This is a genomic window from Prodigiosinella confusarubida (assembly GCF_002847015.1).
In the GTDB taxonomy this organism is placed as follows: domain Bacteria; phylum Pseudomonadota; class Gammaproteobacteria; order Enterobacterales; family Enterobacteriaceae; genus Prodigiosinella; species Prodigiosinella aquatilis.
This window is the reverse complement of record NZ_CP025085.1, coordinates 3,703,954-3,718,549: the sequence shown is the minus strand read 5'-3', so window position 1 is coordinate 3,718,549 and position 14,596 is coordinate 3,703,954. Positions and strand designations below refer to the sequence as shown.

Annotated in this window: 10 protein-coding genes; 6 read left to right on the top strand and 4 right to left on the bottom strand. The window is 49.6% G+C overall.

Annotated features, from left to right (window positions below):
• The first annotated feature begins 23 nt into the window (after positions 1-23).
• The 5 genes from CWC46_RS16990 (at position 24) to potE (ending at position 6,950) form a co-directional block, all read left to right on the top strand.
• Positions 24-1,427, top strand: a complete 1,404-nt coding sequence (locus CWC46_RS16990) for a YfcC family protein (protein ID WP_021015353.1) — start codon at positions 24-26, stop codon at positions 1,425-1,427.
• 122 nt (positions 1,428-1,549) lie between these two features.
• Complete coding sequence (locus CWC46_RS16985) at positions 1,550-2,038, top strand: arginine repressor (protein WP_021015354.1); 489 nt, start codon at positions 1,550-1,552, stop codon at positions 2,036-2,038.
• Positions 2,039-2,821: 783 nt separating this feature from the next.
• Entirely contained in the window at positions 2,822-2,926 is a 105-nt protein-coding gene (speFL, locus tag CWC46_RS22935) for a leader peptide SpeFL (protein WP_157831385.1), read from the top strand.
• 454 nt (positions 2,927-3,380) lie between these two features.
• Positions 3,381-5,543, top strand: a complete 2,163-nt coding sequence (gene speF / locus CWC46_RS16980) for an ornithine decarboxylase SpeF (protein WP_021015355.1) — start codon at positions 3,381-3,383, stop codon at positions 5,541-5,543.
• A 78-nt stretch (positions 5,544-5,621) separates the two neighbouring features.
• On the top strand, positions 5,622-6,950 hold the full coding sequence (potE, locus tag CWC46_RS16975; protein ID WP_021015356.1) for a putrescine-ornithine antiporter: 1,329 nt from the start codon (positions 5,622-5,624) through the stop codon (positions 6,948-6,950).
• Positions 6,951-7,306: 356 nt separating this feature from the next.
• On the opposite strand, the gene betA is transcribed toward potE, so the two are convergent.
• Genes betA through betI form a run of 3 tightly spaced genes read right to left on the bottom strand, consistent with a single transcriptional unit; the run spans position 7,307 to position 11,103 of the window.
• A complete protein-coding gene (betA, locus tag CWC46_RS16970; RefSeq protein ID WP_021015357.1) occupies positions 7,307-8,992 on the bottom strand; it encodes a choline dehydrogenase in 1,686 nt (561 codons plus the stop codon).
• A gap of 24 nt (positions 8,993-9,016) precedes the next feature.
• The gene (gene betB / locus CWC46_RS16965) at positions 9,017-10,489 is read right to left on the bottom strand and encodes a betaine-aldehyde dehydrogenase (protein WP_021015358.1); all 1,473 of its coding nucleotides are present in this window, start codon (positions 10,487-10,489) and stop codon (positions 9,017-9,019) included.
• A 26-nt stretch (positions 10,490-10,515) separates the two neighbouring features.
• Positions 10,516-11,103, bottom strand: coding sequence for a transcriptional regulator BetI (gene betI, locus CWC46_RS16960; RefSeq protein WP_021015359.1), 588 nt, complete (start codon positions 11,101-11,103; stop codon positions 10,516-10,518).
• A gap of 372 nt (positions 11,104-11,475) precedes the next feature.
• Between betI and CWC46_RS16955 the strand changes: the two genes are divergently transcribed.
• Positions 11,476-13,512, top strand: a complete 2,037-nt coding sequence (locus CWC46_RS16955; RefSeq protein WP_021015360.1) for a choline transporter — start codon at positions 11,476-11,478, stop codon at positions 13,510-13,512.
• A gap of 108 nt (positions 13,513-13,620) precedes the next feature.
• Here CWC46_RS16955 and CWC46_RS16950 read toward each other — a convergent pair whose 3' ends face one another.
• Positions 13,621-14,520, bottom strand: coding sequence for a proline iminopeptidase-family hydrolase (locus tag CWC46_RS16950; RefSeq protein WP_021015361.1), 900 nt, complete (start codon positions 14,518-14,520; stop codon positions 13,621-13,623).
• Between the last annotated feature and the right edge of the window lie 76 nt (positions 14,521-14,596).

The window sequence follows — 14,596 nt, the reverse complement described above, 5'->3', positions numbered from 1 at the left end:
GCACTGCGCAAGGAAGTAACATCATGAAAACATTTAAATTCCCTTCAGCCTACACCATTCTTTTTTTACTTATCACACTCATGGCCATGCTCAGTTGGGTTATTCCGGCGGGTCAATATGATATGAAGATGAACCCCACATTGGGCAAAGAGGTGCCAGTGGCCGGAACCTGGCATCCGGTGGCCTCCCACCCACAGGGGATCACGGATGTGCTGCTGGCGCCGATCGATGGTCTATACAATCATCGTACTAATGAAGCTGGTGCCATTGATGTGGCGCTATTTGTTCTTATCGTGGGGGGGTTTCTCGGCATTGTGACTAAAACGGGTGCGATTGATGCCGGGATAGAACGAGTCACAGTGCGCTTAAAGGGGCGCGAAGAGTGGATGATCCCCATTCTGATGGCCCTGTTTGCCGCCGGGGGAACCATTTATGGCATGGCGGAAGAGTCGCTCCCTTTTTACAGTCTAATGGTACCCGTCATGATGGCGGCGCGTTTTGATGCGGTTGTTGCCGCAGCAACGGTTTTGCTGGGGGCGGGCATCGGTACACTCGGCTCCACCATCAATCCATTCGCTACCGTGATTGCCGCCAACGCGGCGGGAATTCCGTTTACGGCGGGTATCGGTTTGCGCATTGCCATTCTGATTATTGGCTGGTTGATTTGTGTCGCTTATGTCATGCGTTACGCCCGTAAAGTGAAACGAGATCCTGCCGCGTCGATAATAGCCGATCAATTGGACGCCGATCGTGAGCATTTTTTGGGCAATAAAAGCCATGAGATACTGCCGTTTACCACTACCCGCAAAGTGGTGCTAACCCTTTTTGCCCTGGCTTTCGCCGTGATGATTTACGGCGTATCTGTTCGGGGCTGGTGGATGGGGGAAATTTCCGGCGTTTTCCTGGCCGCAGCGATTATCATCGGCTTGATTGCCCGGATGAGTGAAGCAGAACTGACCTCCACTTTCATCGATGGCGCCAGGGATCTGCTGGGTGTGGCACTGATTATCGGCATTGCCCGCGGCATTGTGGTCGTTATGGACAACGGGATGATCACACACACGATTCTCAATCAGGCGGAAGAGTGCGTAAGCGGGTTGTCCTCGGTGCTGTTCATTAACGTGATGTTCCTGCTTGAAGTCTTGCTCTCTTTTCTGGTGCCTTCCTCTTCCGGTCTGGCGGTGCTCACCATGCCCATCATGGCGCCGCTGGCCGACTTTGCCAACGTCGGGCGCGAGCTGGTCGTCACGGCATATCAATCCGCTTCCGGCGTGGTCAATCTGATTACACCTACTTCCGCTGTTGTGATGGGTGGATTGGCAATTGCCCGTATTCCCTATGTGCGTTGGTTGCAATGGGTCGCGCCGTTAATCGCGATCCTGACTGTACTGCTGATGGTCGCTCTGAGTCTGGGGGTACTTCTGTAAGCACGCCGTTTTTCGGCTGTATCTCGTTGCGTAATCGTTTCTGCGGCTGATGTGCAAATTTGCCTTAGTAAACCCTTTATTTCCTATAAATTTGGCACTCTATTGTCTACAGGATTGTCGTTATGGTGAAGAAATCTCGAACAACACTCGATAAGGAACAGGCTCAACTGGCTCTTTGCCAGCAGCTAATTATTGGCAATAGCTATAGTTCTCAGGAGCAACTACGTAAGGAAATGCAACGGCGTGGGTACCAGGGGATTAGTCAATCCACTATTTCCCGGCTGTTAACGCTGCTCGGCGTCATTAAAATCAGAAACGCGAAAGGACACAAAATCTATGCACTTAGTCCACAAGGGCAACCTGAACCGGATGCTTCCCGACCGATCGCCGATATGGTGGTACATGTTGAACATAACCATGAGTTTATCCTGATTTCCGTTGTTTCCGGTTATGCGCGGGCGGTTGCGCGAGTCATTGACCACCACGCTCTGCCAGAGGTTTTGGGCGTGGTGGCGACCAGCAATATTGTCTGGATCGCCCCACGGGATACCCGCAATATTTTGCAGGTGCACCAGCGGGTTCTGCGTTCTCTGGGGTTGGAAGACGTCTAACGGTCGCCTTTCCTGTCTGGCTGTGCAGCAAGGGCAGGGCGTGATAGCCCTCACACAGGAATAACGACGTAAGCGGTTCCGCGTCTGAGTGATTAATTCTTTAAATGGCGCAGTGATTATGGTCTGAGAGGGGTGATATACCGTTCTCAGATTTTTTGTTTGTGCTGTGTACTGATTCCAGATAACGACCTGTCTTTGAACCGAGGGCCGAAAATTTTCACCTGTTCACAGCATTACTCCCTGAAACGATAAAATTATGCTTATCTTCATGCGACAAGTTACTCATATAACTAATTGTATTTAATGAATTATTGTTGGTTTTCGCTTTTCCCCGTTCTGATGTGGATATTTTTTACAACCTGTTTATTTGAACTGCATCACATATTCAGCAATTCGGTTAAATTTCAATAATGCATAATTATGCAATATTTATGCACTCCAGTTTTGATTCTCTGCATCTGCCATAAATTCTTCCCGGCAGGTAACACCTTATGAACATGTCCCCCCCGGCATTGCACTATAATGGGGCATATTACTTAGCAAGAAAACCATTAATGTTTCCAGACTGTTAATGAAATAATGATTTAAAAATAGAATAATAAAATTAACGTATAAATAAAGGATAAAATAAAAGTCAAAATAAGTGTTTTTTTATGCAAATAAATCCATTTCTGACTGCATGGTTATTTATAATGAGCGGGAATAATTGATCTATATCACCGTTTGATGGCTTTTTAACGCTAGAATTAGCGCTAAATCATCAACCCAAGAAGGTGTCAGAAAATGGAAAACAATAACCGTTTTATGCCGCATATCAGGCGGGTTACTCATCTAATGAAGATGTCTTGTCGCAGTTGTTTTACTTTTGCCTACTTCAATAAAAAATAGTCGCCCTTCTTCAATGGCATCCGTTAATTTTGATTTTCAATTATTACGGACTGTCATCCATCTCTGTTGAAACAAAAACTCACTTCGATTGTTTTTTTCGAAAGGTGATGCTTTGTCTTCAATAATTGGTATCACTGGATACGTCCTTAATTATTGTAATCATTGCTGTAACTTACGGCATTACATGTTTGCGTAGTCAACGGTAATCGGAAGAACAATTCTACTTGTCATACTTCAAGTTGCATGTGTGTTGGCCGAGCTTATTCACCCGAATCACTTACGTGAGTAATCTCATCGGGATTTATTAGCTTCCCGCCTTCCTGTAACTCGAATTATTTAAAGTATACAAGAATTGTCAGGCTTCCTTGCGCCCTGAATTAGGCAAGTAATAAGTTGGACCGATTAATTCGGTCTGACGGGATTGATTCACCCTAAAATAAAAGAAGATAACCAGATGCAAAAATTAAAAATTGCCACTAGTACATCGGTACAATCCTGCTTCGAAATACAAAGGGAAGTGGTGGATATTAATCATACTGATTTTACTGATATTGCGGCGGTCGTGATTTCAGTTGATGACGTTAATAATGGCATGATTAAACAGGTAGAAAATACGGGATTCTCTATCCCGATATTTATTGCGGTTTGCTGTGAAGAAGAATTAGACAGTACGACGTTATCGTCGTTGACCGGGGTATTTGAACTGTGTACAGCGAATACTGACTTTTATGGTCGGCAACTGGAAGCGGCAGCGGCAAAATATGAAAGTGAGCTATTGCCGCCGTTTTTTAATACATTAAAACAGTATGTGGAGATGGGTAATTCAACCTTTGCCTGTCCGGGGCATCAAGGGGGGCAATTCTTCCGTAAACACCCTGCGGGTCGCCAGTTTTTTGATTTTTATGGCGAAACGATATTCAGGTCGGATATGTGTAACGCAGATGTCAAACTGGGGGATTTACTGATCCATGAAGGTGCCCCTTGCGACGCGCAAATTCACGCGGCTAAGGTCTTTAACGCCGACAAAACCTATTTCATTTTAAATGGAACCTCTGCATCCAACAAAGTGGTCACCAATGCGTTATTAACCCGCGGCGATCTGGTGCTGTTCGATCGTAATAATCACAAGTCCAACCATCATGGTGCACTGATTCAGGCTGGCGCCACGCCAGTGTATCTGGAAACGGCCCGTAACCCGTTCGGTTTTATCGGCGGTATTGATGCCCACTGTTTTACGGAAAAATATCTGCGCGATCAAATCCGCCAGGTTGCCCCGGAACGCGCCAGCGAAGCACGGCCATTCCGATTGGCCATTATTCAACTCGGTACTTATGACGGCACCATTTATAACGCGCGCCAGGTCGTGGATAAAATAGGCCATCTGTGTGATTACATTCTGTTCGACTCTGCCTGGGTTGGCTATGAACAGTTTATTCCCATGATGAAAGACTGCTCGCCGTTGCTGCTGGAACTGAACGAAAACGATCCCGGGATTCTGGTGACACAATCGGTACACAAACAGCAAGCCGGTTTTTCACAGACATCGCAAATACATAAAAAAGATAAACATATCAAAGGACAACCCCGTTATTGCAACCATAAACGCTTCAATAATGCTTTTATGCTACATGCGTCCACCAGTCCGTTTTACCCATTGTTTGCCGCATTGGATATCAACGCCAAAATGCATGAAGGGGAGAGTGGACGTCGCTTATGGCGCGAATGTGTTGAGTTGGGTATCGAAGCGCGCAAGATGCTGCTGGAAGCTTGTAAGATGATTAAGCCTTTTGTGCCGGTTACTGTGGATGGCCGCCCCTGGCAGGATTACGATACCGCTGTCATGGCCAATGATCTGCGTTTCTTTAATTTTATTCCCGGTGAAAAATGGCATGCATTTAGTGGTTATGACGAATCACAATACTTTATTGATCCTTGTAAATTACTGTTGACGACACCGGGTATTGATACCAATACCGGTGAATATACTGAATTCGGTATTCCGGCTACGGTATTAGCCAATTACCTGCGTGAAAATGGTATTGTGCCGGAAAAATGTGACCTCAATTCTATTCTTTTCCTGCTGACTCCGGCAGAAGATATTGCCAAAATGCAGCATCTGGTCGCATTGCTTGCCCGTTTTGAAAAACATATTGAACAAAATACATTGCTGAGCGAGGTGTTACCTACCATATATAAAAATAACGAGATCCGCTATAAAAATTATACCCTACGGAAACTCTGTCAGGAAATGCACGATCTTTATGTCAGTTATAATGTCAAACAGTTACAGAAAGAGATGTTCCGCAAAGATTATTTCCCTGCCATCGCCATGAATCCACAAGATGCCAATACTGAACTTGTTCGCGGTAATGTTGAATTAATTCCGCTGTGTAAAGCAGAAGGGCGGATCGCCGCAGAAGGCGCATTACCGTATCCTCCCGGCGTATTATGTGTGGTTCCCGGAGAAATATGGGGTGGTTCGGCACTGCATTATTTTCTGGCATTGGAAGAAGGTATTAATTTATTGCCGGGTTTCGCACCAGAATTACAGGGTGTCTATATCCAACAGGACGATGATGGAATAAAAAGAGCTTATGGCTATGTCATTAATTGCTAATTAATACCAGTGAATTTACTGAAATACCCTGTGTCAGTAATACATTATCACCAGGGAAAACAGAAAGAGAGATTAACTATGAGTAAGTCCAATAATAAAATGGGCGTAGTCTCGCTCACGATTTTGACGACCGTAAATATGATGGGGTCAGGTATTATTATGCTTCCCACCAAATTAGCCGAAGTAGGGACGATATCCATTATATCCTGGCTGGTAACCGCGGTTGGTTCAATGGCACTGGCTTTCGCTTTTGCCAAATGTGGCATGCTAAGTCGTAAGCCCGGAGGAATGGGTGGATACGCTGAATATACCTTCGGCAAGCCCGGTAATTTTATGGCAAATTACACTTACGGGGTTTCTTTGCTGATCGCCAACATTGCCATCGCGATTTCGGCGGTCGGTTATGGCATCGAATTGCTGGATACGTCGTTGTCGCCGTTTGGTATCTGTATCGCGACCATCGGCGTGCTATGGTTGGCCACTGTCGCCAACTTCGGTGGCGCACGGATTACCGGGCAACTTAGTAGTATCACCGTGTGGGGGGTAATTATCCCGGTAGTAGGAATATCCCTGTTCGGTTGGTTCTGGTTCAGCAGTGACGCCTATGTTTCGTCCTGGAATCCGCATCATGTGCCAACGTTTGAAGCTATCGGGTCGTCTATCTCCATGACATTGTGGGCATTCCTGGGGTTAGAATCCGCTTGCGCCAACACCGAAACTGTGGAAAACCCTGAACGTAACGTCCCTATCGCAGTATTGGGCGGGACATTAAGCGCGGCAGTCATTTATATTATCTCAACCAATGTTATCGCCGGGATTGTGCCTAACATGGAGTTGGCCAATTCCAATGCACCATTTGGTCTGGCGTTTGCCCATATGTTTAATCCGACAGTGGGTAAAATCATCATGGCATTAATGGTGATGTCCTGTGTGGGCTCTCTGCTGGGTTGGCAGTTCACTATTGCTCAGGTGTTTAAGTCTTCTGCCGATGCCGGTTTTTTCCCCAGGATTTTCTCAAAAGTCTCCAAAGCGGATGCGCCGGTTAAAGGCATGCTGGTCATTGTTATCCTGCAAAGTGCTATGTCATTGATGACAATTAGTCCGTCGCTGAGTAAACAGTTTGATGTACTGGTTAATCTGGCGGTGGTGACGAATATCATTCCGTATATTCTGTCGATGGCAGCGTTACTGGTGATTCAGAAAATGTCTGGTATTGAGGCGGGTAAAGCGCGCATCGCTAATGTGATTGCCTTTATCGGTGCTTTGTACAGTTTTTATGCACTGTACAGTTCCGGTTCAGATGCGATGATGTGGGGCGCGATTGTGACGTTCCTCGGCTGGACGCTGTACGGGTTGGTTTCTGCACGGTTTATGGCATCGAAGCGGATGTCGGAAGGAACGCGTTAAACGACCCTCTCTCTGTCGTTAATAACGTCCTTCCCCTGGCAAGGGAAGGGGTCAGAACCAGAACGGTTATCATCAAACTGAAGTCCCATTGTTATGCAATGGGATTCAGACCGTCGACAACATCATGTATAGCGTCAGAACGGCGATAATGAGAAAGAAGAGTAAAGCATCCGCGCCAGGGATGGCGCGGCTTGAGCTTACAGGGAGGGACTTGCAGCGTCTTTACGATCTTCTCATTATCGCCGCCATACAGACGTTGTCATCAAACTCAGTCCCATTGTTATGCAATGGGACTTTTTACTGTTTGCTTTCAACTCTTGTCCGAAAGCGGCCTGAGTGGGCGAAATCAGAATCTGTCAGGCAATTTCTCTAACCGGTGCTGTTCTGGCCGGCGTATCTCCGGCGACGAAATAGTTGGCCGTGCTTTTCGCCAGCGGCTGATGACCTCGTATGCGATCGGCTATCTTTTCGGCCATCATGATGGTGGTGGCGTTAAGATTGCCGGTAATGATTTGTGGCATGATGGACGCATCGACAACCCGCAGCCCTTGAATACCATGCACGCGTCCCTGACCGTCCACCACCGCCATCTTATCGCTACCCATCTTGCATGAGCATGACGGGTGGAATGCCGTTTCGGCATGTTCGCGGATAAAGGCATCCAGCTCTTCATCACTTTGTACCTGTTCACCGGGGCTGATTTCCCGTCCACGATAGGGATCCAATGCCGGTTGCGCCATGATTTGGCGGGTAATGCGGATCGCGTCACGAAACTCCTGCCAGTCCTGTTCTGTCGACATGTAGTTAAACAGGATACTCGGATGCCGGCGCGGATCCTTTGACCTGACCTGCACACGACCACGGCTTGGTGAACGCATTGAACCGACATGTGCCTGAAAACCATGCTCTTTCACCGCATTACTGCCGTTGTAGTTAATGGCTACCGGTAGAAAATGATACTGGATATTCGGCCAGTCAAATACCTTGCTGCTACGAATAAATCCGCCCGCCTCGAACTGATTGCTGGCACCCACACCGGTGCCTTTTAGTAACCATTCCACGCCTATCTGTGGCTGATTGAACCACTGCAACGCCGGATAGAGCGATATGGGTTGTTTACAGCTATATTGCAGGTACATCTCCAGATGATCTTGCAGGTTCTCGCCGACCCCGGGTAGATCGTGTATCAGCGGAATATCCAGCCGGTTGAGCAGTTCAACTGGCCCCACCCCGGAGCGTTGCAGGATTTGCGGCGAGGCGATGGCACCAGCACACAGCAAAACTTCCCGGCGGGCACAGGCATTTCTGGCACGGCGTTCATCACCTCTGAAATAGCTGACACCGACGGCACGCTTGCCATCAAATAAAATCCGCTCGGTCAGTGCGTGGGTGATGATGGTCAGGTTTTTACGCTGACGGGCTTGATCCAGATAACCTCTGGCAGTGCTGGCCCGACGCCCTTGCGGCGTCACGGTACGATCCATTGGACCGAAGCCCTCCTGCTGATAACCATTGAGATCGTCGGTGCGCGGATAACCCGCCTGAACCCCGGCTTCCACCATCGCATGGAACAGTGGATTGTTGCCGTCCTTCGGTGTGGTGACACTCACCGGTCCATCGCTACCGTGAAAATCATCCGGGCCGCAGTCACGGGTTTCCGCTTTGCGGAAATAAGGTAGGCAATCAAGATAACTCCAGTCCTCCAGGCCGGGAAGTGTGGCCCAGTTATCAAAATCCAGCGCATTGCCACGGATGTAACACATACCGTTGATCAATGATGATCCGCCCAACCCTTTACCGCGCCCACACTCCATGCGACGGTTGTTCATGTGCGGTTCCGGGTCAGTTTCATAAGCCCAGTTATAGCGTTTCCCCTGTAACGGGAAAGCCAGTGCCGCTGGCATCTGGGTGCGGAAATCCAGCCGATAGTCTGGCCCGCCAGCTTCCAGTAGCAACACCGTTATGGTCGGATCTTCCGTCAAACGGGTTGCCAGCACGTTGCCGGCCGAACCAGCACCAATAATGATGTAGTCGTATTCCATCGGATATTCCCTCCTGTTTATGGATTAGAAAACCGAGCTGAAATTACCCAACTCAATCTGTACCGATTTGATTTGTGTGTAGTGTTCCAGCGTACTGATCCCGTTTTCACGTCCCACGCCAGACTGTTTGTAACCCCCAACCGGCATCTCCGCCGGGGATTCTCCCCAGGTGTTGATCCAGCAGATACCCGCCTGAAGCTGATGAATAACGCGATGTGCCCGGCTGATATCCTGGGTGATCAGTCCCGCTGCCAGGCCGTATTCCGTTGCATTGGCACGGTGGATAACTTCATCTTCATGCTGATAGCCAAGAATGCTCATCACCGGCCCGAATATTTCTTCACGCACGATCTGCATCTCATCACGGCAGTCGGTAAATACGGTCGGTGCGACATACGCGCCCTGTGCCAGCGGGCCTTCCGTCAAACAATGTCCGCCGGTCAGCAACGTGGCACCTTCGCGTTTACCACTATTTATATAGCGCATCACCGCATCCCGGTGTTGAAAACTGACCAATGGGCCAAAGTTGACGTGCGGATCGGCAGGATCGCCAATACGGATGCGGTTCACGCGTTCAACAATTTTCTGCTCAAAGGCGCGCAGCAATAATTGCGGCACAAACACCCGTGTTCCATTGGTACAAACTTGTCCTGAGCTGTAGAAGTTGGCCATCATGGCGATATCTGCGGCTTTATCGAGATCCGCGTCGTCGAAAATAATCAGCGGGGATTTTCCCCCCAACTCCATGGTGACCTCTTTTAGCGTTGAACCTGCTGCATTGGCCATCACCTTTTTGCCACTGACGACGCCGCCGGTGAAAGACACCTTGGCAATACCCGGATGTCCGGTCAGCCATTGTCCCACCTCTTGACCGCTACCGGTCAATACGTTGAACACGCCATCCGGCAAGCCGGCCTCGGTATAAATTTCCGCCAGTTTGAGGGCGGTCAGCGATGTGACTTCGCTCGGTTTAAAGATCATCGCGTTGCCTGCCGCCAACGCCGGGGCCGATTTCCATAAGGCTATCTGGATAGGGTAGTTCCATGCGCCGATACCGGCGACAATGCCGAGTGGCTCATGGCGGGTGTAGACAAACGCGCTGTCACGCAGTGGGATCTGCCGTCCCTCCAGCGCCGGGATCAGCCCGGCGTAATATTCCAGCACATCAGCGCCGGTCACAATGTCGACCGTCTGGGTTTCGGACAGGGGTTTACCGGTGTCGGCAGTTTCTATCGCCGCCAGTTCATCGTTGCGTACGCGCAGGATATCCACCGCCCGTCGCAGGATGCGCGAACGCTGCATGGCGGTCATCGCTGCCCATATTTTCTGCCCGTGCTCGGCGGCGGCCACTGCGTTGTCAACATCCGCTGCGCTGGTGGCCTGAATTTGCGCAATGATTTCGCCGTTGGCCGGGTTTATGGCATCGAAAGTGTCATCACGGGTGCTGTCGGTATAGGCACCGTTGATATAGAGTTTTTGTAAGCCGTAGCGGGACATGGTTTCTCCAGTCTTTTTCGTGGCGATTAAACGCCATTCAGTTGCTGCTCAATAAACTGATGGGTGATCAGCAGGGCTTCATCGCGGTTAAAGGTTTGCTCACTCAATGCGCTGCGTAACCATAATCCATCAATCAGGCCCGCCATTCCCTTGGCGGCCAGTCGCGCATGATCGCGAGGCAGACAACGCCTGAATTCGGTGCATAAATTTGAGTAAAGTCGGCGATTATTGACCCGTTGTAGCCGATAGAGCTGAGGGCTATGCATACTGCTGGCCCAGAATGCCAGCCAGGTCTTCATGGCGGCGCTGTTGGTTTGGCTTTCATCGAAATTGCCTTCGATAATGGCTCGCAAACGGGTACGTGGATCGTTGTCGTTCAACGCGGCAAGCCGTTGTGTGACAGCCTCGCCAAGGCGACTTAACAAGTAACGCATGGTCGCTTCCAACAGGCCATTCTTGTCACGGAAGTAGTGACTGATAATGCCATTAGATACGCCAGCCCGACGTGCAATCTGTGAAATCGACGCATCGTGCATTCCTACTTCGTTCACTGCGGCCAGTGTCGCCTCAATCAATTGCTGCCGTCTTATCGGCTGCATTCCTACTTTGGGCACGGGTTTGACTCCCATCAATCCAATCAATAAATGCCATCAGAAAAGCGGTCTTCTGATGGACCGTCTGTCTTCGATTATGTCCATTAAACTTTTTTTTGATTGAACGTTCAATCAAAAATGAATATATTTTATTACCGCCGCGTTAATAAATTGTATGATTTGTGGTCGGTGATTGTTGAATTTCAGGCATTAATTCTCTACAGAGAATTAATGATTTTTTTGGGTTCGTAACGAGTGGAGGAAGGCAAGTGTACTCAGCGGATCTCCCGTGGTTAGCCTGGTGTCATTGGCTTACTTCATCTTGATATGCGCTAAGGCACGCTTACCCAACTCACTCTGGAGCTTTAACTTTAAACCTATGCAGGGGAAACGATGGCGACTTCAGACATCGACACAAAACCGCAAAAGGATACGATAAATCCGGTGGTGTTTTTTACGTCCGCAGGACTGATCCTCGCGTTCACGTTAATGACTATTTTTTATCCCGTACTTTCCAATAAATGGATCGGTATTGTTCTCAATTGGGTGTCGGTTACGTTTGGCTGGTACTATCTGCTGGCCGCCACGCTCTATATCGTCTTTGTGATTTATATCGGGGCCTCGCGTTATGGTTCCATCAAACTCGGGCCTGAACAATCCAAGCCAGAGTTCAGCCTGTTAAGCTGGGCGTCGATGTTGTTCGCCGCGGGCATCGGTATCGATCTGATGTTCTTTTCGGTCGCCGAGCCGGTAACACAATATATGATGCCGCCGGAAGGCCAGGGACAAACCCTGGAAGCGGCGCGTCAGGCGATGGTCTGGACCTTGTTTCACTACGGGCTGACTGGTTGGGCAATGTACGCGTTGATGGGGATTGCCCTGGGGTATTTTAGTTACCGCTACAATTTGCCGCTGACCATTCGCTCGGCGCTTTATCCGATTTTCGGTAAGCGTATTTACGGCCCGATTGGTCACAGTGTGGACATCGCTGCCGTCATCGGTACTATTTTTGGCATTGCCACGACACTCGGGATCGGCGTGGTGCAGCTTAATTACGGCCTCAATGTTCTGTTCCACATTCCGGAAGGCCTGACGGCGCAAGCAGCATTGATTATGCTGTCTGTGGTGATGGCGACCGTCTCGGCAACCTCTGGTGTTAACAAAGGTATCCGCTTTCTCTCCGAGCTAAACGTGCTGCTGTCTATGGGACTGATTCTGTTTCTGCTGTTTTGGGGCGATACGGCATTTCTGCTGAATGCACTGGTGCTCAATGTGGGTGACTACATCAATCGCTTTTTAGGGATGACGCTAAACAGTTTTGCTTTTGATCGACCGACCGACTGGATGAATAGCTGGACGCTATTTTTCTGGGCCTGGTGGGTTGCCTGGTCACCGTTTGTCGGCTTGTTCCTGGCACGTATCTCACGAGGCCGGACCATCCGTCAGTTCGTGGCGGGAACACTGGTTATTCCGTTTATCTTCACCTTGCTGTGGCTGTCTATCTTCGGGAATAGTGCGCTGTATCAGGTTCTGCATGGCAATATCGGTTTTGCCAAAGAAGTGATGGCGTATCCGGAGCGTGGTTTTTACAGCTTGCTGGCACAATATCCCGGATTTACCTTCAGCGCGTCAGTGGCAACCATCACCGGTCTGCTATTTTACGTCACCTCGGCGGACTCGGGTTCTCTGGTGCTAGGGAACTTCACCTCTCGCCTGACTGACATCAATAATGACGCACCCAACTGGCTACGGATTTTCTGGTCTTTGGCTATCGGTTCGCTGACGTTGGGCATGTTGATGACCGACGGTATTACCGCTTTGCAGAACACCACGGTGATAATGGGATTACCGTTCAGTTTTGTGATGTTTTTTGTCATGGTTGGTTTATATAAATCATTGAAAGTGGAGGATTACCGTAAAGCTGGGTCGCAGCAAATCTTCGCACCAATACCGGTTTCTGGCGATGAAGTGCTGAACTGGAAACAGCGTCTGTCCCGGGTGATGAATTATCCTGGTACTACCCATACCGAGGAGATGTTGAATACAGTTTGTCGTCCGGCCATGCAGGACGTGGCCCGGGAGTTGGCGTTGCGTGGTGCGAAAGTGGAATTCAACGAACTGCCGCCGCAGGACGATGAACGCCTGAACCATCTGGAATTGCTGGTCCGGCTGGGTGATGAGGAGAACTTTGTGTATCAGATCTGGCCGCAACGCTATTCGATACCGGCATTTACCTATCGGGCGCGCTCAGGAAAATCTCATTATTACCGGTTGGAAACCTATCTTATGGAAGGAACTCAGGGCAATGATCTGATGGATTACAGTAAAGAGCAGATCATCAATGACATTCTTGATCAGTACGAACGTCATATGCAGTTTCTGCATATCCATCGGGAGGCTCCTGGGAACACGCTGACCTTCCCGGGGTAATGACGCGTAGTCTGAAGCGTCATCATATTACTGTGATTCCGCTTCAGGCTCCCGTCAGGCTGGTGATAAAAGCCGGTCTGAAATGATCTCTGCCAATGAGGGAAATGTTCAGGCGGGCGTTTTTTGTTGCAGAAACGTCGCTACTTTGGCCATGCAGGCTTCGCGTTCTTCAACGTGCGGCATGTGGCTGGAGTGTTCGAAAATCACCCATTCCACATCCTTGATGTGATCCGCAAAAGGCTGTACCACTTCCGGTGCTGCTTCGTCATAATAGCCAGAAATCAGCAGTACCGGGACGTCGATAGCGGACAGGCGATCAATCACCGTCCACTCTTTCATACTGCCGATGACATGGAACTCGGTGGGGCCGTTCATGGCGTGATAGACCGTCGGGTCGAGGTCCATGGCGTCAAAGGTGCGCTTGACGTCGTCTGGCCAGGGATCGAGGCGGCACACATGGCGCTGGTAAAATACTTGAGAGGCGGCTTTGTACTCGTCGCTGTCCAGCGTACCAGCAGATTCGTGGGCCAGTAGCGTGGCCTGCACCTCCTCTGGCAATTCGCTACGCAGACGGGATGCGGCTTGCAACCATAAGGCCATTGAGGCTGGCGAGTTGGCGATGATCAGCGCTTTCAGACCCGGCGGATTGGTGACGGCATGTTCGGCACCCAGCATGCCACCCCAGGATTGTCCGAGCAGCGCGTAGTTGTTTTCAATACCGAGATGACACAACAGGGTATCCAGTTCAGCCAGAAACAGTGACGGCTGCCAGAAATCAGCGGGTTGGTCGGGAAGATGAGTGGAGCGGCCATTACCCAGTTGGTCGTAATGAATGACTGCCCGGCCGGTTTTAGCAATATCACGAAAGGCATCCACATAGTCGTGGGTGCATCCCGGTCCGCCGTGTGCCACGACCAGCGGCGTCATACCATTGTGAAGGTTGCCGCAGATACGATACCAGGTCTGATATTCCAGATAAGGCGCGTAGCCTTCGGTGATGTAGTACATAACGTTTCCCTTGTCGGTGAATAATAACCACAGGGTAAACGTCCGGACGGTATTGAACAGCTAGTAAAAAAGATAG

Bases quoted from the DNA above. Each gene is read 5' to 3' on its own strand.
- speFL (WP_157831385.1), top strand. From the start codon at position 2,822: ATGGAAAACAATAACCGTTTTATGCCGCATATCAGGCGGGTTACTCAT.
- CWC46_RS16950 (WP_021015361.1), bottom strand. From the start codon at position 14,520: ATGTACTACATCACCGAAGGCTACGCGCCTTATCTGGAATATCAGACC.
- CWC46_RS16955 (WP_021015360.1), top strand. From the start codon at position 11,476: ATGGCGACTTCAGACATCGACACAAAACCGCAAAAGGATACGATAAAT.
- potE (WP_021015356.1), top strand. From the start codon at position 5,622: ATGAGTAAGTCCAATAATAAAATGGGCGTAGTCTCGCTCACGATTTTG.
- CWC46_RS16990 (WP_021015353.1), top strand. From the start codon at position 24: ATGAAAACATTTAAATTCCCTTCAGCCTACACCATTCTTTTTTTACTT.
- CWC46_RS16985 (WP_021015354.1), top strand. From the start codon at position 1,550: ATGGTGAAGAAATCTCGAACAACACTCGATAAGGAACAGGCTCAACTG.
- betA (WP_021015357.1), bottom strand. From the start codon at position 8,992: ATGGAATACGACTACATCATTATTGGTGCTGGTTCGGCCGGCAACGTG.
- betB (WP_021015358.1), bottom strand. From the start codon at position 10,489: ATGTCCCGCTACGGCTTACAAAAACTCTATATCAACGGTGCCTATACC.
- speF (WP_021015355.1), top strand. From the start codon at position 3,381: ATGCAAAAATTAAAAATTGCCACTAGTACATCGGTACAATCCTGCTTC.